The following is a 21,224-nucleotide window of genomic DNA, read 5'->3' as shown; positions in this document are numbered from 1 at the left end:
AGCGCTGGGGCTTATTCCGTCAGCGCCGACAACGGCAACTCATACTCCTTCACACGGTCGACGATTCCGTCCGGAAAGCGCCGGATCTTCCGGTCGCGTCCTGCGTAGAGAATCTGCTGATAGCCTTGCGATACCTTCCGGCCATCGACGCAAAAGCGGAATAGCAGATACGCCGAGCATTGCCTCACTTGTACCGTGTTCAGGTAGCAATCCACGCGCTGGAACGGAAACGTCTCATGCACGTATTCCTGGTGCGCGCGTTTGGTCACGAACATGCCGTCCGATCCGAGCAGGTCGTCATGAATGCACTCATGAAACCACCGCTCGCGACACACGCCTTGCCACTCGAAATAGCGCGAGAAATACGTGTTCATGAACGCGTTCGAATCTTTTAGATAGATGTCGAACGAATGATGAAAGGTTTTCGGCGAATCCGTTGCCAGCGGGTTCTCCGAAAGAAGCGCATTGCCGCGATTCAGAGCGTGAGGGATAACTTCTCGCATCAACATACGATTTTCCTTTTACAGGAACGGCTGCTTGTGGCAGCCACACATACCTGCCGGCACGGCGGGCACATCGCATTCTCTTGGGGAAATGGACAATATGGCTATTCGCGCTACAAGAGCCGTGCAATTCGTGTGCGGCTCGCGCAACGGGGGCCTTGATGAGCGCACCGTCTGCCGCATGACAGTGTCGACGCGGCGATTCTTTTATTCAGTGGGTCAGCCAACAGAGCAAAGGGAACTGCGACGCCCAGTGCGGGAATGGCGTAAGCGAAAAGGAAACTCGCTATGCCACGAGGTTGACTTTATTGGCCGATTGACAAACGCTTTTATTGAAAGCGCATAAGACCTGCGGGAATTTGGACGCTCAGGCCGGGCCGGCTTTCGCAGACAGAAAGCGGCACACCTCTTCATGCATGGCCTGCACGCCAGGACTCGATTCGAGAGCGCGCCAGCAGCCGTGCACGAGTCCCGCGCCGATCCACAGCCGCGCCTCTCCGCCCGCCGCCAGAATACGTTCGGCGAAGACGCGCGCGTCGTCGCGCAGCGGATCGTGTTCGGCGCCGATTGCAAGCGTGGGTGGAAGCGTGTCATAACGCGCGGCGTCGAGCGGGACTGTCCACTCGGGGTATGGCGCCGATTCGCCCCAATACATGTCGCGAAACGCGTGGACGTCGGTGAGCGTCAGCATGGGCGCTTGCGCTTCGGTATCGCGTGCGGGTGGCTGTGGGTCGGTGCCGAGCATCGGATAAATCAGCGCAAGACCGTTTATCCCTCCGATGCCTTCGTCGCGCAATCGCATCGCCACGCTGGCGGCGAGCGTGGCCCCAGCGCTATCGCCCGCGAGTTGCAGCGTGGCGCCGACAGGCAAATTGAACGGGAGCCGCCGTTGCAGCGCGGCGAGCGTGATTTCCATGCAGTCGTCATGCGCGGCCGGCGCGCGATGTTCGGGCGCGAGCCGGTAATCCACGGCGATCACATCGAGGCCGGTATCCGCGGCAAGGCGTGCCGTGATGAGCTGATGACTGTTCAGCGATCCAAGCACGAAGCCGCCGCCGTGGAAATACAGCACCGTGCCGCGCGGCATTGCGCCGGCCTTTGCACCATAGCGGTACAGCCTTAGCGCAATCGAATGACCAGCGGCCGCGAGAAACTGCGCATCTTCGATGACGACTTGTTGCGGCAGAGGCGGAGTGAGCGCGGCCGCATAGCGGTCGTAGATTTCGCGCTGCTCGCGCGGCGTCAACGAGGTGCTATGCCCCGGATAGATCGCGGCGGCGCGCGCGATAAATGCAGCCATCTGCGGCTCAAGCATGTTGGCTCCGGCTGCGTTGCACGGCTGCGGGCAACCCGATCATGCGGCCCGCGTACGCCGCGGGCGGTAACGCGGCATGCGCGTCGGCCAGTTCCCGCACGCGAGCCGCCACGTCCGCATCGAACGCGACGGAGCGCGGCGCGCTGGTGTCGACGTGCAGCAGCATCTGCTCGCCGGCCGCAACCGGCGTTTCGCTGTCGCCAGCGAACATCTCCAGGTAAAGATGCAGTCGCTTGGTGTCGCACGCGAGCACGCGCATATCGACGCGCACGCGCGCGCCTTCCTTGATCTCGTGCAGATAGTTGATATGCGCTTCGAGTGTGTAGATCGAGCGGCCGCGTTCCTTACGCACGGAGTCGGGCAAACCGATTTCGTCGATCAGTGCGTCGGTCGCAAAGCTGAAGATCAGCATGTAGAACGCGTCGCGCAAATGGCCGTTGTAGTCGACCCATTCCGCACGCACCGTGTCGCGATAGCAGGGCAGGGAAGCGGTTTGCGGCATGGTGCGGGTCTCCATTGTTTCGTTTAGACGCGTGCGCGGCGCTGTGCGACGGGTGCGGCGGGCCGCTCGCTTCGGCTCGGCTTGGCTCGCGTCAATCCGCAGGTGTCAGTCCGTGCCGTGCCTTGGCTTCGCCGATTGCGGCCAGCACGCTCGTAATGCAGTCGTCGCGATAACGCTCCAACTGCTTGATCGAGCGCGGACCGACCTGTTCGGCGGTGCCGTCCACGACGCGGTCGATCAATTCGTCGGTCAGCTTCGGCGCTATCAGTTTAGTCCACGGCAGCTCGAGTGCGGGGCCGAACTGCTGCATGAAATGGCGCATGCCGGCATCGCCGCCCGCGAGCGTGTAGGTGAGGAACGTGCCCATGAACGACCAGCGGATGCCCGCGCCAAAGCGGATAGCGTCGTCGATCTCGCCGGTGGTCGCCACGCCTTCGTTGACAAGATGCAGGGCCTCGCGCCACAGCGCTTCGAGCAGCCGGTCGGCGATAAAGCCGGGCACTTCCTTGCGGACTCGCAGCGGACGCATCGACAGCGAGCGATAAATATGCAGCGCGGCGTCGATAGTTTCAGGCGCGGTGCTCTCGCCGCCGAGCACTTCGACGAGCGGCAGCAGATACACCGGATTGAACGGATGCCCGACGATGCAGCGCTGCGGATTCACGGCCCGCGCGTAGAAGCCGGTCGGCAACAGGCCAGAAGTGGACGACGCGATGATGGCGTCCGGTTTCGCGGCGCGGCTGATCTGTTCATGCAGCGCGAGCTTTAGCTCCTCGCGCTCGGGCGCGCTTTCCTGAATGAAGTCCGCGTGCGCCACGCATGCTTCGATCGTATCGACGAAGCGCAGCCTGGACGGCGACGCACCCGCGGCAAGGCCAACGCGTTCCAGCGCGGGCCACGCATTGGCGACGTTCTCGCGCAACTGCTTTTCCGCACCGGGCGCGGGGTCCCACGCGATCACATCGAGCCCGTGCGCAAGCGCGCGCGCCACCCAGCCGCTGCCGATCACGCCCGCGCCGATTGCGGCGAATGTTTTGATATCGACGATTACTGCCATTGCTGATGTTTCCTTGTTTGCCTATGAGTTCTTCGAAGCCTTAGCCGTTCGCAAGCACATGCAACGCGGCACGCTTAAGCGTATTCCCCGGCCACGCGCCGTTCGAGTTGCCGTTCGCCGCGCGCGGGCAGACCGAGCTTGCGTCGTCCTTCGGCGGGTGTCAGCGCGCGTCCGCCTAGGCGTTCGATGATTTCCACCGCGCGCTGCACGAGCGTGCCGTTGGTTGCGGGCACACCCTTATCGAGCCAGATGTTGTCTTCGAGGCCGACGCGCACATGGCCGCCGAGCAGCATCGCCTGTGCGACCATCGGCATCTGCATGCGTCCGATGCCGAAGCCGGCCCATTGCGCGCCGGGCGGCAGATTGTCGGCCATCGCTTTCATCGTCGTCGTATCGGCGGGCGCGCCCCACGGAATGCCGAGGCAGAGTTGAAAAAGTGGCGGCGCGTCGAGGAGACCCTCCTTGAGCAATTGCTTGGCGAACCACAAGTGGCCGGTATCGAAGATTTCCAGCTCGGGCTTCACGCCGAGTTCCTGAATACGCGCCGCGCCCGCCCGCAATTGCGCGGGCGTCGACACGTAGATGTAGTCGCCGTCGCCGAAATTCAGCGTGCCGCAATCGAGCGTGCAGATTTCCGGCAGCAACTCCTCGACGTGCGCAAGGCGCGTCAGGCCGCCGACCAGATCCGTGTTCGCGCCAAAGCGCATCGGGTCTTCGCCGGGACCGATCTCCAGATCGCCGCCCATGCCCGCCGTCAGATTGATGATGACGTCCGTACCCGACGAGCGGATCCGGTCGACTACCTCGCGATACAGTTGCGGATCGCGGCTGCCGCGTCCGGTTTTCGGATCGCGCACATGGCAATGCGCGACGGTGGCGCCCGCTTTCGCGGCTTCGATCGCGGCCTCGGCGATCTGCCTGGGCGTGACGGGAATGGCCGGATGCTTGCCGACGGTGTCGCCTGCACCGGTGACCGCGCAGGTCACGATGACTTCATGGTTCATGCGTGCTAGTTCCTGTAGATGAAAGTGTCACGAGTCGCGCACTGAATCAAAGCCCCAGATACGCCTTGACCGCGGGCAAACCGTCCTTGCCGTCATAGGTCTTCACGCCGGCGAGCCATGCGTCGAGTACTTGCGGGTTCTTCTTCAGGTACGCCTTCGCGGCATCGGCGGGCTTTTGCCTGTTCATCACCGATTGCATCACCACGTTCTCCAGTTGCGTGGAAAAGCGCAGATTGCTCACGAGCTTGCCCGCGTTCGGACAACGCGTCAGATAGTCGGGCGACGTCAGCGTATAAACGCGCGCTTCGCCGTCGTTCGGACCGAATACACCCTCACTGCCGGACAGATATTTCATGTCGATCTGGATGTTCATCGGATGCGGTTCCCAGCCGAGAAACACCACCCATTTCTTTTCGCGGATCGCACGGTCCACCGAAACGAGCATGCCCGCTTCGCTCGATTCGATCAGCTTGAATCCGCCGAGGCCGAACTGGTTGGTGGCGATCATCTTCTGGATGGCCGCGTTCGCGCTGCTGCCCGGTTCGATGCCGTAGATCTTGCCGTCGAGCTGATCGCGATGTTTGGCGATGTCGGCAAAAGTTTTCAGGCCCGCGTCGTACGCATATGCCGGCACCGCGAACGTTGCCTTGGCGCCGGTCAGATTCGGCGGCTGCAACACCTGGATCGACTTCGATTCGACGAACGGCGCAATGGCTTTCTCCTGCACGGGCCACCAGTAGCCGAGCGACACGTCGAGCTGCTTGCTCTTTAAGCCAGCAAACGAAATCGGCACCGAAGCAACGGTGGTAACCGGCTGATAACCGAGCCCTTCGAAAACGGTGGAGGCGAGCGCGGTCGTCGAGGTGATGTCGGTCCAGCCGATGTCCGCGAAATGCACGGCGCGGCAGGCTGGCGGATCCTGCGCGAACGCGGGCAGTGCGGTAACGGCGGCGGCGAATGCTGCCGCGAGGCACACAAGTTGGGCCAGCAGCGTTTTGATGCGTAACTTCATGACGTTCCCCTATTGACGCTTATGCACGTTTAACCGCGCGTTTTCGAACCGACTGTTTCGAGGTAAGCCCGCGAACCGCGGCCCGTGGACTAGTGAAGCGTGAGGTGCAGCTTGGGCCGATGCATGAACCGATGCCTGCATTGATGGCTGGACTGCGCGATTCCTACGACGTTCAACTGCTGCCCGACCGCTGCCAGACTGCGCTGCCCCGACCGCCCGAATGAATGATCCGACCTCAGTGCCCTAACGTTAATGCCCCATATTGCCGCCAAAGCGACCGTCAGCGACCCGTTCTTGCTTGCACGCGACAACAAGGGAAAACCAGCATGCGGCGCCGCAGTCGCGCCATTGCAATGCAGCATCGGCGGGCGAAGAATTTTGGCGTGCCTTGCCCGCCTGCCATGCGCTTGCTACGCTCGCCGGGAACCGCGCGTTGGCTTGCGCTTGCCGCTTCCGTCTCACGCGTTCGCCTTCGTATCTGACCTGGTCCCGCGAAATGCCTGAAGAGATATCGTTCCTGCTGCTGCCGGGTTTTTCGGCGATCGGCTTCATGTCGGCGGTCGAGCCGTTGCGCGTTGCGAACCGTTTTCAGGGCGAGTTGTACCGATGGCGCATCCTGAGTCTCGACGGCGCGCCGGTCGCAGCCAGCAACGGCATTTCGATCAACGCCGACGCTGCAATCGACGAAGTAAGCGATGTGCGCATGCTGTTCGTCGTGGCGGGCTTCGAGCCGCTCGCGTGCTACACGCGCGAGCTGGCCGAGTGGCTCAAGCGCCTCGAACGCGCCGGCGCGACGCTCGGCGGCATCGACACCGGCAGTTTCGTTCTGGCGGAAGCGGGGCTGCTCGGCGCTGCGGACAACGTGACTGTGCATTGGGAAGCGTTGTCGGCGTTTCGCGAACGCTATCCGTCGCTGAATGCCAGTCAGGAGCTTTTCGAGATCGGCGCGCGGCGCATCACGTGCGCGGGCGGCACGGCGTCGATCGACATGATGCTCGACCTGATCGGCCGCAAGCATGGCGCGGCGCTGGCTTCGGCCGTGTCCGAGCAGTTCGTGGTGAGCCGCATCCGCCAGCGCTCCGACCATCAACGCATGGAAATTGCCGCGCGCTACGGCGTGCATAACCGCAAGCTGATTCAGGTGATCGGCGTGATGGAGCAGCATATGGAAGAGCCGTTGACGCCCGACCGGCTCGCGCAGGAAATCGGCGTGACGCGACGACAGCTCGAACGACTGTTCTGCGCGTCGCTGAAGGACACGCCGACGCATTTTTATCTGCAACTCCGGCTTTCTCGCGCGCGCGAGCTGCTGCAACAGACCGACATGTCGATTATGTCGATTTGCGTCGCGTGCGGGTTCGAATCGCCGTCACACTTCTCGCGGACGTATCGCGCCCGATTCGGCGCAAGTCCGCGAAGCGACCGGCAGGTGACAGGCGGCTTCGTGTCGCCGAAAGCGCTAATCAACGCGCATGCCGCCGCATTATCACAACTGCGGCAACAGTGAATTCACTGATCCGGGGTTTACCCTAAGTCGCTGGCCTCCTAGACTGTGTCCATCTGCTGAAGACAAACCGCCTTCAGCGCCCCACAAAACAATCTCTGGAGGTAGTAATCATGAAATCGCTTATCGAAGCTGCTGTTATCGCTGCCCTTATTTCCGCACCGCTCGCCGCTTTCGCGCAATCGAGCCAGCCGGTGACGCGCGCTCAGGTTCGCGCCGAGTTGATCCAGTTGGAGAAGGCCGGCTACAACCCGGCAACGTCCAACGACTACGATTACCCCGCGAACATTCAGGCTGCGGAAGCGCGCGTCGCCGCACAAAACGGTACGGCTCAAGCGAGCGGCTACGGTTCGGCAACGAATGGTTCGTCGCAAACTGGCAACCGCGCTGAAGTCCGCTCAAGCTCGTATTCGGCTCCGGTGTACGTCGGTCAGTAAGGCTTGGTAACGGCGCGGCGGTTTTAACCGCGTGCGAGCAAAAAAAACGGCACGCTTTTGCGTGCCGTTTTCACATTCAGATGCCACCTAGGCACATGTACTTGATGACCAGGTAATCGTCGATGCCATAGTGCGAGCCTTCGCGCCCCAGGCCCGATTGCTTGACGCCGCCGAACGGCGCGACCTCGTTCGAGATCAATCCCGTGTTGATGCCCACCATGCCGTATTCGAGTGCTTCCGCAACACGCCAGACCCGCCCGAGGTCGCGGCTATAGAAGTACGACGCGAGACCGAACTCGGTATCGTTGGCGAGCTGGATCACTTCCTCGTCCGATGAAAAACGGAACAGCGGCGCAAGCGGACCGAAGGTTTCGTCGCGTGCCACTTTCATGTCGGGCGTGACATCCGCGAGGATGGTCGGCTCGAAGAAGCCGTGACCGAGCGCATGACGCTTGCCGCCCGTCACGACGCGCGCGCCTTTGGCGAGTGCGTCTTCGATATGCGACTCGACCTTCAGCACCGCCGCTTCGTTGATCAGCGGACCTTGCGTGACGCCCGCTTCGGTGCCGCGGCCCACTGTCAATTGTTCGACGGCGATGCGCAGTTTCTCCGCAAACGCGTCGTACACCTTATCGTGCACATAGAAGCGGTTCGTGCAAACGCACGTCTGGCCGCTATTGCGATACTTCGATGCAATCGCGCCGGCCACCGCGGCGTCGAGATCGGCGTCGTCGAAAACGATGAATGGTGCGTTGCCGCCCAGTTCGAGCGACACCTTTTTCACGGTCGGCGCGCACTGCGCCATCAGCAGACGGCCAACGGGCGTCGAGCCGGTGAACGACAGCTTGCGCACGATCGGATTGCCGGTCATTTCCGCGCCGATCGCTTTCGGCTCGCCCGTCACCACGTTGAACACGCCGCGCGGCACGCCCGCGCGCTCGGCCAGCACGGCGAGCGCGAGCGCGGACAGCGGCGTCGCTTCAGCCGGCTTGACGATGATCTGACAGCCCGCCGCGAGCGCCGGACCGACTTTGCGCGTGATCATCGCGGCTGGGAAATTCCACGGCGTGATCGCCGCGCAAATGCCGACGGGCTCCTTGGTCACGACAATGCGCTTGTCGCTTGCTGGCGTGGGAATCGTGTCGCCGTTCACGCGCTTGCCTTCTTCCGCGAACCATTCGAGGAACGAGGCCGCGTACTGGATTTCGCCTTTCGCCTCGGCAAGCGGCTTGCCTTGTTCGGTGGTGAGAATGAGCGCGAGATCGTCGGCGTTCTCGAGCATCAGGTCATGCCACTTGCGCAGGATCACCGCGCGCTGTTTGGCGGTGGTCGCGCGCCAGGCGGGCCATGCGGCGTTGGCGGCGTCGATTGCGCGGCGCGTTTCCGTTGTGCCCATGCGCGGCACTGTCGCGATGAGTTCGCCGGTCGCCGGGTTCGTGACTTGCAACGTGGCACCGTCGTCGGCGCCTTGCCATTCGCCCGCGAGGTAGGCGTGAGTTTTCAACAGAGCCGGGTCTTTCAGAGTGAGCTTGGTCATTGCGCTTTCCTCAAGCTGCGACAGCGACGCTGTCCTTGATGACGTCTTCCAGAATCGCGAGGGCTTCGTCGAAAACCGTATCCTGAATCGTCAGCGGGAACAGGAAGCGCACCACGTTCGAATAGACGCCGCACACGAGCAAGAGCAAGCCGCGTTCGAGCGCGCGTGTCTGCACGCGCTTTGTGAACTCCGCGTCCGGTTCCGTTGTGCCCGGCTTGCAGAACTCGACGGCCACCATGCCGCCGGGGCCGCGCACGTCGGCGATTTGCGGCGCGTCGTTTTGCAGCGCGATGAGCTTCGCCTTGACGCGGTCGCCAAGAATCGTGGCGCGTTCGCACAGCTTCTCTTCGTCGATGATATCGAGCACCGCAAGCGCGGCGGCCACCGCGAGTGGATTGCCCGCATAGGTGCCGCCGAGCCCGCCGGGCGCCGCGGCATCCATCACGTCGGCGCGGCCGATCACGCCCGACAGCGGCATGCCGCCCGCAAGGCTCTTGGCGACCGTCATCAGATCGGGCACCACGTCGTAGTGATGCATCGCGAAGAGCTTGCCGGTGCGGGCGAAGCCGGTTTGCACTTCATCGGCGATCAGCAGAATGCCGTGCTCGTTGCACAGCTTGCGCAGCGCGCGCACGAACTCGGCCGGCGCGGGATAGAACCCGCCTTCGCCCTGAACCGGTTCGAAGATGATCGCGGCCACGCGCTTTGGATCGACGTCGGCCTTGAACAGGAATTCGATGGCCTTCAGCGAATCGGCCGTGCTCACGCCATGCAGGGGATTGGGGAACGGCGCATGGAACACGTCGGACGGAAACGGACCGAAGCCGGCCTTGTACGGCGCGACCTTGCCGGTCAGCGCCATGCCCATCAGCGTGCGGCCGTGAAAGCCGCCGGTGAAGGCGATCACACCGGGGCGGCCGGTCGCGGCGCGCGCGATCTTGATCGCGTTTTCGACTGCTTCAGCGCCGGTCGTGAAGAACGCGGTCTTCTTCGGATGATCGCCGGGCGCGCGTTCGTTGAGCTTTTCGGCGAGTTCCACATACGACGCGTACGGCACGATCTGATACGCCGTGTGCGTGAAATGGTCGAGCTGGTCGCGAATGGCGGCCACGATCTTCGGATGGCGATGACCTGTATTGCACACCGCGATCCCCGCAGCAAAGTCTATGAAGCGGCGGCCTTCCACGTCCCACAGCTCCGCGTTTTCGGCGCGCTCCGCGTAGAAATCGCACATGACGCCGACGCCGCGCGGCGTGGCTGCATCCTTGCGGCTCTTCAGTTCTGCGTTCTTCAGGTTCATCGCGTGGCTCCTCGGTCTCGGCGGACGCCGCGCGGGGCGCGGCACATGCAGCGACTATAGTTAGATTTGGCTCTTAGCTTCAGAGCCATTTAAATCAAAACGTAGGAGCCAATTTGGAGCGCGAGCGTGCTGTCAGACTGGCTGGCGCAGCGCCCCGATCGCGGCGACGGACAGCCGCTGGACGCCCGAGCGATGTGGGGGTATGAAAAAACGGAAAACTGAACCCGTTCAAGCCGGACTCAATCAGTGAGCCGCCTTCAAACGAAGCGCAATTTCATCCCGCGTGCTGAAACGCTTGGCGCGGCTACGCGTACGGATCGCGTCGCGTCCAGGTGCTGAGCCTGGGCGACCGTGGCGTGGCGAAGGTTTCCGTTGAACCGGCTTGCGACGAATCTTTACAGAAACCGGTGCGATGCCCGGTAGCATCGGACTATCCGGGCGGACAGCCAGCCAGACAGCCATATACCAAAGAATTTATGACCTATCACGCGCTTACTGTGACCCTTGAAGACATCAACGGCATAACTGCCGCTAAAGACAAGTATGGTTTGCAGACGGAAAGCGTGACATTTAATGTCACAGTGGCAGGCAGGCGCCAATATGCTGTGGTCATGCGCGGTGCCCCCCGTTAGAAAACGGCACCGTGGTAACTGCGGTGCTCCGAGACCCGGAAAACTGGCAAACGCTCATAGGATGGCTGAATCACACTACAGGAGAGATTTGTGGCATTGGCTCACCAGGTGACCTTTTTGCAAGGTTCCTTTTTACGGCCCTCGTGGGGTTTATGTTTATTCAGAAGGCAATGAGCGAAGGGGCGTGCACAAGCTTTAAAATCGTCCTGTTGTGCGTTGCCGTCGCGATAAATACATGGTCGCTGGCTTCGTGGCGGAAGTCTGCGAAAGTTTATCGAATGCTGAAACCGTGAGTTAGCGCGTTCGCCTGGGCCCCAGAAACAGTCGGTGAGTTGATTCTGATGCAGAGGAAGAAGCGCCCGCGCGGAGCGGGCGTTGTCATTTTTCGATAGATTGGAGGTTGCTGTTATGGTTCTAACGAATATATGATCCTGTATTACTGTCGATCCAGGCTTTTGATGCCTTGCGCTGCATCAGCACCACCGCTAGTACGCGAGTCCATACACAGACCGTTATGAGCGCGACTGCCCATAATCCCAATACATGCAGATATGGCATCCCGACTACAGTCCACGTCAGGCTGAAGGCCGCTATCCATTTCAATAGCTCATACCCGCACCTTCTCTTCGTAATCGCCCAAGTTAATGCAAGCGGGTTTGCTGCAAGGCTTGCCAGCACGGCCGCGAAACCGAAGAACGGCAGGGCGTGAAGGGCAAGCAGAGCGATCTCGACCGTCGCTTCAAGCGCAAAAGCTATAAAGAATCCAATAAGCGAAGCCCGGACGGTTTGTGGCATTTTCATCACTGTTACTTGTACAAGGTAGGGCAGTAGTCAGACCAGCTAGCCCAGTCGGTACCCCCATCTAGATCGTACCGGTATCGGCAGTATTCGGATCTGTACATAGATTCGTTAATAGGCGAAAGACTCCCCGGAACCGCGTTGCCCTTGATTTTAAGCGTACGTCCTACCATACCTTCATCGGTCAAACATACGAATAGCCCATGTGTGCCCATGATTTCGTCATAGCTGAACAGGTTGTAGCCGCTTCCGTTCGCCACACTCCCCCAATAAAGTGTGAGCTTGCGACTGATGCCGGGTTAGAAATTTGCATAATGTTTCCAAGCGCATTCCCTAACCATATTTTCGCGCTACTTACATATGTTGGAATGAAGCCTGTAAATCGGCGGATAACGCTATAGCACTGATTGCCGCCGCTGCACCTGATCCAGCTTCAGCCCAAAAAAAGCAGTGTTACCGCAACCGTTCCACTAGCACTGAGCAGCGTTAGAATATCCCCCGTCTGCACCTTTTTATTCGGGTCCTGCCAGTCCACGACGATCTTTGTTAGTGCTGACGTCGCCACCGTTCCATTAGTAATAATGCGAATCGGCTGGGAGCATCTGCGATATATTTGACACCGTAGCAACAAGTGCCGTACTGGTGTTGAGAACTGATAATGCATCACGTGGGTTATCTTTCACTCCCATCAGTGCCTGGTAGGCAGTCATTGAATTCGATCCGTTTTCGATCCAGTGAACGATAATTTCCGATTTAGCCATTTATTCTGCCTTTGATTCGGTGTTCCAGGGAGCAATCGAGTTCACAACAAAGCTGACGGAAGGAGCGACGGACGAGTGCTCTCCGATGATGTACCGGTAATAGAGTTGTGTGTTCGCAACCTTTGGTCGATACACCGGCTGTGCGATGAATGCTTTAGAAGCAGTAAGTATGACGGGGATACGATCGATGATTTGCGAAAAGCCCCTATCGGTTGCGATCTGTAAAGTCGCATGAATATCGCTCTTGCATCGTTGAAGTTGACTATCGTTCTTGTCGGATAAACGGCTTTCGCCGGATTCGTTGGAATGTAGCTTTCACTGCAATCACAAACCTATCGACATCGATACTTCGACGCACATCGGACAAATCCGAAAATCGTCATCAGGCGTTGCGCATTCAGAACATGGCCTAGCGCATTCTTACTTTGCAGCGCTGATATAAGAAAGCGCGATTTTCCGGCGCCTTATTACTTGCGCACTGATGGGTTTCCGGATTTAGTGCGCTTTGGGACGGCCGAAGCAGTGCTATAGGAGGCGGCGACCTTCCCATGCACGAAAGGTACACACCACCACCATGCCCGATTGTGTCTTGGGCGTGCGTAGAGTTGGCGTAGATGGCAAAGAAGGGCAAGCACAGGGCGAGCAGCGGGAGCGCGACAAGCGCGAACGAGCGGTTCATGGTGGGGTGTGGCCGCGCCGCAGTCGCACCGTGTTGTGCCAATATGCGTGCGTGCCCAACGAGACATTGCGTCGGCCTTCAACACGCTCGCGGACGCCATCGACGCCAGGCCAGCGCAGTTTGCGCAAATGCGGCGGCCGCCAGCCGCCCCCGCGTCAAATCCGGATCAGCACCGCGCCGAGCGTGACGAGTGCACACGCAACGATCCGCCGCGCGGTGAGCTTCTCGCGCATGAAAAGCCAGCCGATCAGCACCGCAAAGATGGAGCTCAATTCGCGCAGCGCGGAGACCATCGCGATCGGCAGATAACGGTACGCCTCGATGATCAGGCAATACGCGACGAGCGCGAGCGCGCCAGACGCCATGCCTTTGAGCACCACCGAGCGGCCGATGAAAAGCCCTTTCGCGCCGCCGCGCCAATGCCATGCGAGCAGAAACTGCGGCACGTTCCAGATCAGATAAACCCACATGATGTAGCTCAGGCCATTGCCTGCGACGCGCGCGCCGATTCCGTCGACAACCGAATACGTTGCGATAAAAAACCCGGTCAGCAGCGCGAACGGCACGCTCTCGCCGGAGAAGCGCATGCCGCGGCGAAACGCGAGCGAGACGATGCCCGTCGACACGAGCGCGACCCCGATCGCGGCGAGCGGCTTGAGCGATTCATGCGCGAACACGAGCGCGCCGACGAAGACCAGCATCGGCGACAGACCGCGCGCAATCGGATAGATCTGCCCGAAGTCGCCGCTTCGATAGGCGCGGATTAGCGCGAGCAGATAGCCGAATTCCAGCACCACTGACGCAAAGATATACGGCCACGCGGCGGGCGCGGGCATCGGCAGCACCATCACACCGACTGCGCTCACGGCGATATACGGAATCGCCATCATGCCGAGCAGCCAGACGCGGTCTTCGGATAGATGCAGGAACGCGTTCCACGTGGCGTGCAGCAGCGCGGACAGCAGGACCAGCAAGACGACAAGGGTTTCCATCGAAGGCGAGGGGCGGAACTTGGTTGGCTGGCCTGACTGTCGGCAGCAAGGCCGTGATTATTCCAGTAGAAGGCGCAGATCGATGAGTGGGCGACTAAAGTGGAGGGGCTTTATGGGGAGAAAGGAGGCGATTTGTGGCAGGCGGTATGACGTCCTGATGACGCCGGCATGACAGTGTTTGATCGGTGCGTGGCCGTCATGCATGCTGACTCGCCGCCAGGCTATATTGCTTCATTCGCCGTGCCGTCCCCGACATCCAGCACTACTCGCGACGCCCTCATGCAGCCTTTGAGCTTCCTCCCCGACACCTTTGCCGAGTACGAAGATCTCAAAGCGATCCTCGATCAGGGCAGCGCAAGTTTCGCGATCCGCACGCTGTGTGAGACGACGGTGCGCGGCCGGCGCTTCGGTGTGCATACCGCGAGCATTGGTTCGACCGATCCGCGAGCGCCGGCCATCGGCTTCTTCGGCGGCATTCATGGACTGGAGCGGATCGGCTCGCAACTCGTACTCGAATACATGCGCGCGCTGCTCGCGCGGCTCGAATGGGACGAACTGCTGGTCCGGCAACTACAGTCGATCCGCCTCGTCTTCATGCCGATCGTCAATCCTGGCGGCATGTGGGCGGCCACGCGCGCCAATCCGAACGGCGTCGATCTGATGCGCAACGCGCCGCAGAATGCCGACGAGCGCGTGCCGCTGCTGGCCGGTGGGCAGCGCGTCGGCGCGTGGCTGCCGTGGTATCGCGGACGCCGCGGCGCTCCGATGGAAGCCGAGGCGGCCGCGCTGCTGCACGTCGTCGAAACGGAACTGGCCGCGCGGCCGCTGAGCATCGCGCTCGATTGCCATTCGGGCTACGGCTGGACCGACAGCATCTGGTTTCCATACGCGCGCACACGCAAGCTGATGCCGCATCTGCCGGAAATGTACGTGCTGAAGACCATGTTCGAGCGTTCGCATCCTCATCATGGGTACACGTTCGAGCCGCAAAGTCATCAATATCTGCTGCACGGCGATCTTTGGGACTTCGCGTACGACCGCGCGCCCGCACCCAACGTGTTCCTGCCGATGACGCTCGAGCTCGGCTCGTGGCTATGGATCAAGAAGAATCCGCGGCAATTGTTTTCGCGTCAGGGCATGTTCAATCCGGTCAAGGCGCATCGCACGGCGCGCGTGTTGCGGCGGCACGCGAACCTGCTTGATTTTCTCGCGCGCGCGGTTTTTTCGTCGCAGCGCTGGTTGCCGCAAGGCAATCGCCGCGAACAATTGCTGCAAAGCGCGATCGACCACTGGTACAGGCCGGACACCGCATGAGCACGTGGATTCTACTGCGCGGACTGACACGCGAGACGCGTCACTGGGGCGGCTTGCCGGACGCGTTACGGCAAGCGGCTGGGGCGTCGCGCGTGCTGCTGATCGACTTGCCGGGTAACGGCGAATTCGCGCATTTGCGTGCGCCGGCCACGGTCGCCGGAATGGTCGAGTTCGTACGCATTGCTGCTGCGGAAGGAGGCCGGGTTGGCACAGGCGCGGCCCGCAGAAACGCGGCCAGCAGCGACGCAGTCCGCGCCGATGTGTCCAACACAACCCCGCGCGGCCCATTCAACGTGCTGGCAATGTCACTGGGCGGCATGGTCGCGACCGCGTGGGCGCAGCGGCATCCCGGCGAAATCGCGCGGGTCGTGCTGATCAACACCAGCATGCGTCCGTTCAGCCGCGTACACGAACGGCTGCGTCCGTCGGCATGGCCGGGTCTTTCGACAATCGTGATGCATTGGAACGACGCAATGCACGCGGAGCGCGCCATTCATCGATTGACATGCAACAGCGTCGACGCGCTTAATGCCGACCTCGAATCATGGAGCATGATTCGCCGCAGCGCGCCGGTGAGCCGCGTCAATGCCTTGCGTCAATTGTTCGCGGCGGCGCGCTTTACGGCAGGCGCGGCCAAACCGGCGTGTCCGCTGCTGGTTCTGTCTTCGCGCGACGACCGGCTAGTCGATCCCATCTGTTCCACGAAGCTAGCCGCAGCGTGGGGCGCGCCGCATCGCGAGCATGCGTGGGCGGGGCACGATCTGCCGCACGACGATCCCGCGTGGATCGCCGAGCAGCTGCGCGCCTGGCTCGCGCAAGAAGCCGTGGACATCGAATCCATGCGCCAGGCTGCGATTGCGCGCTTGCAGCATGAGCCCGGGCAGCGGGTATAACCTAACTCGCCGCATCGGTCGCGTTGCGGCGTGCAGGCGCATAATCCCTCTTCAGACGATGCATGCGATCCGGGCGATACTCGCCATTGCCGCCAGCCGGGGAGTTCATCATGCAAGCAAAGAACGAAGAAGCCGTCACGCACTTGCTGAACGATGTCGTCGAGTTCGCACGAGGGCGCTTGCCCGAGCCGACGTTTCACATCGTCGAGCCCTTTCTGCGGCACTACTACGATTTCGTCGACGCCGACGATCTGCAAAGCCGCTCCATCGCCGACCTATATGGCGCCGCGCTCGCGCATTGGCAGACGGCGCAGCGCTTCGTGCCCGGCAAGGAAAGGCTGCGCGTCTACAACCCGATTCTCGAACAGCATGGCTGGCACTCGGATCACACGGTGATCGAGATCGTCAACGACGACATGCCGTTCCTGGTCGATTCGGTTTCGATGGCTGTGAACCGTCAGGGGCTCGCGCTGCATTCGGTCGTGCATCCGGTGTTTCGCATCTGGCGCGCGGCCGACGGCGACATCGCGCGCGTCACCCAGGGCGCGGAAGAAGCCGCCGACACGCGCTCGCAACTGGCCTCGTTTATCCACTTCGAAGTAGACCGTTGCGGCGACGCCGCGAAACTCGACGCGCTGCGCGACGATATTGCGAAAGTGCTGCGCGACGTGCGCGCCGCAGTGGAAGACTGGCCGAAGATCGTCGAACTCGCGCGTGTCACGATCAAGGCTATGAAGACGGGCGAGAGCGGTCCGGATGCAATGGAAGCCCGCGCGTTTCTCGAATGGATGGTGGCCGATCACTTCACCTTTCTCGGCCACCGCGACTACGAACTCGTGCAACAGGGCGCGGGCTACGGCTTGCGCGCGGTGCCGGGCTCGGGTCTTGGCATCATGCGCGATGAACTGCGCGCAGTGGATGGCACCGCTGCTACTTCCGAAGTAACGGCCTTGCCCCCCGCCGCTGCCGAAATCATTTCGAGCGCTTCGCCAATTTTTCTCACCAAGGCCAACTCGCGCGCGACCGTGCATCGGCCCGGCTACCTGGACTACGTCGGTATCAAGCTGACGGGCGGGGACGGCAAGGTGGTCGGCGAGCGGCGCTTTATCGGGCTTTACACGTCGACCGCGTATTTTTTATCGACGGCCGAAATTCCGATCGTTCGGCGCAAATGCGCAAACATCGTGAGAAGGGCCGGATTCTTGCCGAAAGGTCATCTGGCGAAATCGCTCGTGACCGTGCTCGAAACCTATCCGCGCGACGAACTTTTCCAGGCCGACGAGAACCAGCTTTACGATATCGCGCTCGGTGTGCTCCGTTTGCAGGAACATCAGCGCACGCGTCTCTTCGTGCGGCGCGATCGTTTCGACCGCTTCGTGTCGTGTCTCGTGTTCGTGCCGCGCGACAAGTACAACACCGATTTGCGGCAACGTATCGCCAATCTGCTCGCCGATGCGTTTAACGGAGAAAGCGTCGAGTTCACGCCGCTGCTTTCCGAATCGACGCTCGCGCGCATTCACTTCGTCGTGCATGCGAAGCCGGGCGGTATGCCTGACGTCGATACGCGCGAACTCGAAGCGCGTCTCGTGCAGGTCGCGCGCCGCTGGCAGGACGATGTCGCCGATGCGCTGCTCGACGCGTTCGGTGAAGAGCACGGCAACCGTCTGCTGCAACACTATGCGGATTCGTTTCCCCCCGGCTATCGCGACGACTATCCCGCACGCACGGCGGTGCGCGATATCGAATTGATCGAACGCGTGCAGGGCAGCGAGCGCCTCGCGATGAACCTGTACCGTCCGATCGAGGCAGGGCCGCGCGCGTTTCGCTTCAAGGTTTATCGCGCGGGAATGCCGATCGCGTTGTCGCGCAGTTTGCCGATGCTCGAACATCTCGGCGTGCGTGTCGATGAAGAGCGGCCGTATCTGATCGAAGCGCTCGGCGCGATGCCTGCGTGGATTCACGACTTCGGCCTGGAACTCGCCGACGACGCCGAGTTCGACATCGAGCGCGTAAAGGATCTGTTCGAAGATGCATTCGAGCAGGTGTGGACCGGCGCGATAGAAAGCGACGACTTCAATCGCCTGGTGCTGCGTGCACAGTTGAGCGCGCGTGAAGTGACGATACTGCGTGCGTATGCAAAGTACTTGCGCCAGGTGGGCTCCACATTCAGCGACGCGTATATCGAACGCGCGGTGACCGGCAATCCCGCGATTGCACGCATGCTCGTCGAGCTGTTTGTCGCGCGCTTCGATCCGTCATTGGCCGATACGCGCGAGGCTCGCGTGGAAAGCTTACTGAAGACGATCGACAGTGCGCTGGATCAGGTGCCCAACCTCGACGAGGACCGCATACTGCGGCAGTTTCTAGGCGTGATAAAAGCCACGCAGCGCACCAACTATTACCTCTTCGATGCGCAACGCAAGCCGAAGCCGTATCTATCGTTCAAATTCAATCCGGCACAAGTGCCCGGGTTGCCCGAACCTAAACCCATGTTCGAGATATGGGTCTACTCGCCGCGTGTTGAAGGCGTGCATTTGCGCGGTGGCCGCGTCGCGCGCGGCGGCTTGCGCTGGTCGGACCGTCGCGAGGATTTCCGCACCGAAGTCCTGGGCCTGATGAAAGCGCAGATGGTGAAGAACGTCGTGATCGTGCCGGTGGGATCGAAAGGCGGCTTTGTCGTGAAGAACCCGCCGCCGCAAACGGAACGCGATGCGTGGATGCGCGAAGGCATCGCGTGCTATCAAACGTTCCTGCGTGGCTTGCTCGATCTGACTGACAACCTCTCAGGCACCACAGTCGTGCCGCCGCGCGACGTGGTGCGGCACGACCCCGACGATCCGTATCTGGTGGTCGCCGCCGACAAAGGCACCGCCACCTTCTCCGACTACGCGAACGCGATCTCGCAGGAGTATGGCTTCTGGCTCGACGACGCGTTTGCGTCGGGCGGCTCGGTCGGCTACGACCACAAGAAAATGGCGATCACCGCGCGCGGCGCATGGGAGTCGGTCAAGCGGCACTTCCGCGAAATGGGCGTCGATACGCAGACGATGGACTTCACAGTGGTCGGCGTAGGCGATATGTCCGGCGACGTGTTCGGCAACGGCATGCTGTTGTCGCCGCATATCAGGCTCGTGGCCGCATTCGATCATCGGCATATTTTCCTCGACCCGAATCCCGATCCGGCAGTCAGTCTTGCCGAGCGCGGACGTCTCTTTCTTCTCGATCGTTCGAGTTGGGCCGACTACGATGCCTCGCTGATTTCCGCGGGCGGCGGCGTGTTTCCGCGCACGGCGAAGACCATTGCGCTGTCGCCGGCGGTGCAGTCGGTGCTCGGCATCAGCGCGGCGGCGCTTTCGCCGGCCGAACTGATGCGCGCGATTTTGCAGGCGCCCGTCGATCTGCTCTACAACGGCGGCATCGGCACTTATGTGAAGGCCTCGCGCGAAACGCATCTGCAAGTGGGCGACCGCGCGAACGACGCGATCCGCGTGAACGGTGCCGATCTGCGCTGCAAGGTCGTGGCCGAAGGCGGCAATCTGGGGCTCACGCAACTCGGCCGCATTGAATTCGCGCAGCGCGGTGGGCGCATCAATACCGATGCTATCGACAACTCGGCGGGTGTCGACTGTTCAGATCACGAGGTCAACATCAAGATTCTGCTGGGACTCGTGGTGGCCGACGGCGAGATGACGGACAAGCAACGCAATGCGCTGCTCGCCGAAATGACCGATGAAGTCGGCCTGCTCGTGTTGAAGGACAACTATTACCAGACCCAGGCGCTGTCTATTGCCGGCCGTTACGGCGTCGAACTGCTCGACGCGGAAACGCGGCTCATGCGCTATCTCGAACGCGCGGGCCGCCTGAATCGTACGATCGAGTTTCTGCCGAGCGACGAAGAAGTGGCCGAACGCCAGGCCGCGAAACAGGGGCTCACCACGCCGGAGCGCGCGGTGCTGCTCGCGTACAGCAAGATGTGGCTGTACGACGCGCTGCTCGATTCTTCGGTACCCGAGGATCCGCTCGTCAGCGACATGCTGATTGAGTACTTTCCCAAGCCTTTGCGCCAGCGCTTCAGCGAGCCGATGCAGCGTCATCCGCTGCGCCGCGAAATCCTTGCGACGCATCTCACCAACGCGTTGGTGAACCGCGTCGGCTGCGAGTTCGTGCATCGGCTGATGGAGGAAACCGATGCGCTGCCGGGCGACATCGTGCGAGCCTGCATCATGGCGCGCGATGTGTTCGATCTCGACGATGTATGGCGCAGCATCGACGCGCTCGATAACCGTGTCCCCGACGATGTGCAGGCGCGCATGTTCGTCGAAGTCGCGCGGCTTGTGGAACGTTCGGCGCTGTGGTTCTTGCGGCATCTGTCGTCGCCGAGCGTGAATAGCGACGACGTGACGGGGCTGCTCGCACGTTGCCGCGACGCCGCGCAGCGTCTCGCGCCGCAGTGGCCCGCTTTGCTGCCGGCTGCCGATCTCGAAGCACTGTCCGAGCGCCAGCGTGTGCTGGTCGACGCGGGCGTGGACAGTGAACTCGCGGTGCGCATTGCGAGCGGCGAGATTTCAGCGGCACTGCTCGACATCGCCGAAGTGGCGTCCACCTGCGAGCGCAAACTCGAACTCGTGGCGGGTGTCTACTTCGCGCTCGGCACGCTGCTCAATTACCACTGGATCAGCGAGCGCGCGGCCGCATTGCCGGCACCGTCGCATTGGGACATGCTGGCACGCGCGTCCGCATTGGCCGAACTGGCGCGCCTCAAACGCGCGCTGACGATGAGTGCGCTCGCCGGCGCCGACGACGCATCCACGCCCGATGCGCTGGTTCACGCATGGCGCGACAAGCGCGCCGTGCAACTCGAGCGCTATGCTCGCCTGCTCGCGGACCTTAGAGCGACGGGCGGCGCGAGCCTCTCGATGCTGCTGGTGATCGTCCGCGAAATGGCGGCGCTCGAGAGGGCATGAGCATTGCGTGGAGGGGACGG

Annotated in this window: 15 protein-coding genes; 5 read left to right on the top strand and 10 right to left on the bottom strand. The window is 61.7% G+C overall.

Annotation, left to right across the window (positions count from 1 at the left end):
- Positions 1-11 precede the first annotated feature (11 nt).
- From F759_RS0115255 to F759_RS0115230, 6 genes are all read right to left on the bottom strand, one after another.
- A complete protein-coding gene (locus F759_RS0115255) occupies positions 12-509 on the bottom strand; it encodes an acyl-CoA thioesterase (protein WP_027800615.1) in 498 nt (165 codons plus the stop codon).
- Positions 510-870: 361 nt separating this feature from the next.
- Positions 871-1,818 (bottom strand): alpha/beta hydrolase, encoded by a 948-nt coding sequence (locus tag F759_RS0115250; RefSeq protein ID WP_027800614.1) that lies wholly within the window; start codon positions 1,816-1,818, stop codon positions 871-873.
- On the bottom strand, positions 1,811-2,320 hold the full coding sequence (locus tag F759_RS0115245; RefSeq protein ID WP_027800613.1) for a thioesterase family protein: 510 nt from the start codon (positions 2,318-2,320) through the stop codon (positions 1,811-1,813). Before F759_RS0115245 ends, F759_RS0115250 begins: the two co-directional genes overlap by 8 nt.
- Positions 2,321-2,411: 91 nt before the next feature.
- Positions 2,412-3,377 carry an L-carnitine dehydrogenase gene (locus F759_RS0115240; RefSeq protein WP_027800612.1) on the bottom strand — a complete coding sequence of 322 codons (966 nt, stop codon included), beginning with the start codon at positions 3,375-3,377 and terminating at the stop codon, positions 2,412-2,414.
- A gap of 74 nt (positions 3,378-3,451) precedes the next feature.
- Positions 3,452-4,381, bottom strand: coding sequence for a BKACE family enzyme (locus tag F759_RS0115235; protein WP_027800611.1), 930 nt, complete (start codon positions 4,379-4,381; stop codon positions 3,452-3,454).
- Positions 4,382-4,427: 46 nt separating this feature from the next.
- Positions 4,428-5,393 carry a choline ABC transporter substrate-binding protein gene (locus F759_RS0115230; protein WP_027800610.1) on the bottom strand — a complete coding sequence of 322 codons (966 nt, stop codon included), beginning with the start codon at positions 5,391-5,393 and terminating at the stop codon, positions 4,428-4,430.
- A 496-nt stretch (positions 5,394-5,889) separates the two neighbouring features.
- Here F759_RS0115230 and F759_RS0115220 point away from each other — a divergent pair, with 496 nt between their 5' ends.
- Together F759_RS0115220 and F759_RS0115215 are read left to right on the top strand one after the other, a co-directional pair.
- Complete coding sequence (locus F759_RS0115220; RefSeq protein ID WP_027800608.1) at positions 5,890-6,900, top strand: GlxA family transcriptional regulator; 1,011 nt, start codon at positions 5,890-5,892, stop codon at positions 6,898-6,900.
- Positions 6,901-7,010: 110 nt separating this feature from the next.
- On the top strand, positions 7,011-7,334 hold the full coding sequence (locus F759_RS0115215) for a DUF4148 domain-containing protein (protein WP_027800607.1): 324 nt from the start codon (positions 7,011-7,013) through the stop codon (positions 7,332-7,334).
- A gap of 76 nt (positions 7,335-7,410) precedes the next feature.
- Here F759_RS0115215 and gabD read toward each other — a convergent pair whose 3' ends face one another.
- The 4 genes from gabD to F759_RS0115195 form a co-directional block, all read right to left on the bottom strand.
- Positions 7,411-8,871, bottom strand: a complete 1,461-nt coding sequence (gabD, locus tag F759_RS0115210; protein WP_036024483.1) for an NADP-dependent succinate-semialdehyde dehydrogenase — start codon at positions 8,869-8,871, stop codon at positions 7,411-7,413.
- 10 nt (positions 8,872-8,881) lie between these two features.
- A complete protein-coding gene (locus F759_RS0115205; RefSeq protein WP_036024481.1) occupies positions 8,882-10,171 on the bottom strand; it encodes a 4-aminobutyrate--2-oxoglutarate transaminase in 1,290 nt (429 codons plus the stop codon).
- Between the two features lie 1,046 nt (positions 10,172-11,217).
- A complete protein-coding gene (locus tag F759_RS40130; protein WP_152530642.1) occupies positions 11,218-11,604 on the bottom strand; it encodes a hypothetical protein in 387 nt (128 codons plus the stop codon).
- A gap of 1,592 nt (positions 11,605-13,196) precedes the next feature.
- Complete coding sequence (locus F759_RS0115195; RefSeq protein WP_027800604.1) at positions 13,197-14,033, bottom strand: DMT family transporter; 837 nt, start codon at positions 14,031-14,033, stop codon at positions 13,197-13,199.
- 279 nt (positions 14,034-14,312) lie between these two features.
- Between F759_RS0115195 and F759_RS0115190 the strand changes: the two genes are divergently transcribed.
- The 3 genes from F759_RS0115190 to F759_RS0115180 all read left to right on the top strand — a co-directional run bounded on the left by F759_RS0115190 (position 14,313) and on the right by F759_RS0115180 (position 21,204).
- Positions 14,313-15,347 carry a M14 family zinc carboxypeptidase gene (locus F759_RS0115190; protein ID WP_027800603.1) on the top strand — a complete coding sequence of 345 codons (1,035 nt, stop codon included), beginning with the start codon at positions 14,313-14,315 and terminating at the stop codon, positions 15,345-15,347.
- On the top strand, positions 15,344-16,240 hold the full coding sequence (locus F759_RS0115185) for an alpha/beta fold hydrolase (protein ID WP_027800602.1): 897 nt from the start codon (positions 15,344-15,346) through the stop codon (positions 16,238-16,240). Before F759_RS0115190 ends, F759_RS0115185 begins: the two co-directional genes overlap by 4 nt.
- Positions 16,241-16,350: 110 nt before the next feature.
- Entirely contained in the window at positions 16,351-21,204 is a 4,854-nt protein-coding gene (locus tag F759_RS0115180) for an NAD-glutamate dehydrogenase (protein ID WP_027800601.1), read from the top strand.
- Positions 21,205-21,224 lie beyond the last annotated feature (20 nt).

Origin of the sequence: Paraburkholderia dilworthii, from assembly GCF_000472525.1 — a bacterium.
Classification (GTDB): Bacteria; Pseudomonadota; Gammaproteobacteria; order Burkholderiales; family Burkholderiaceae; genus Paraburkholderia; species Paraburkholderia dilworthii.
Note: the sequence above shows the minus strand (reverse complement) of the source record. Positions and strands in the feature narration are given on the sequence as shown.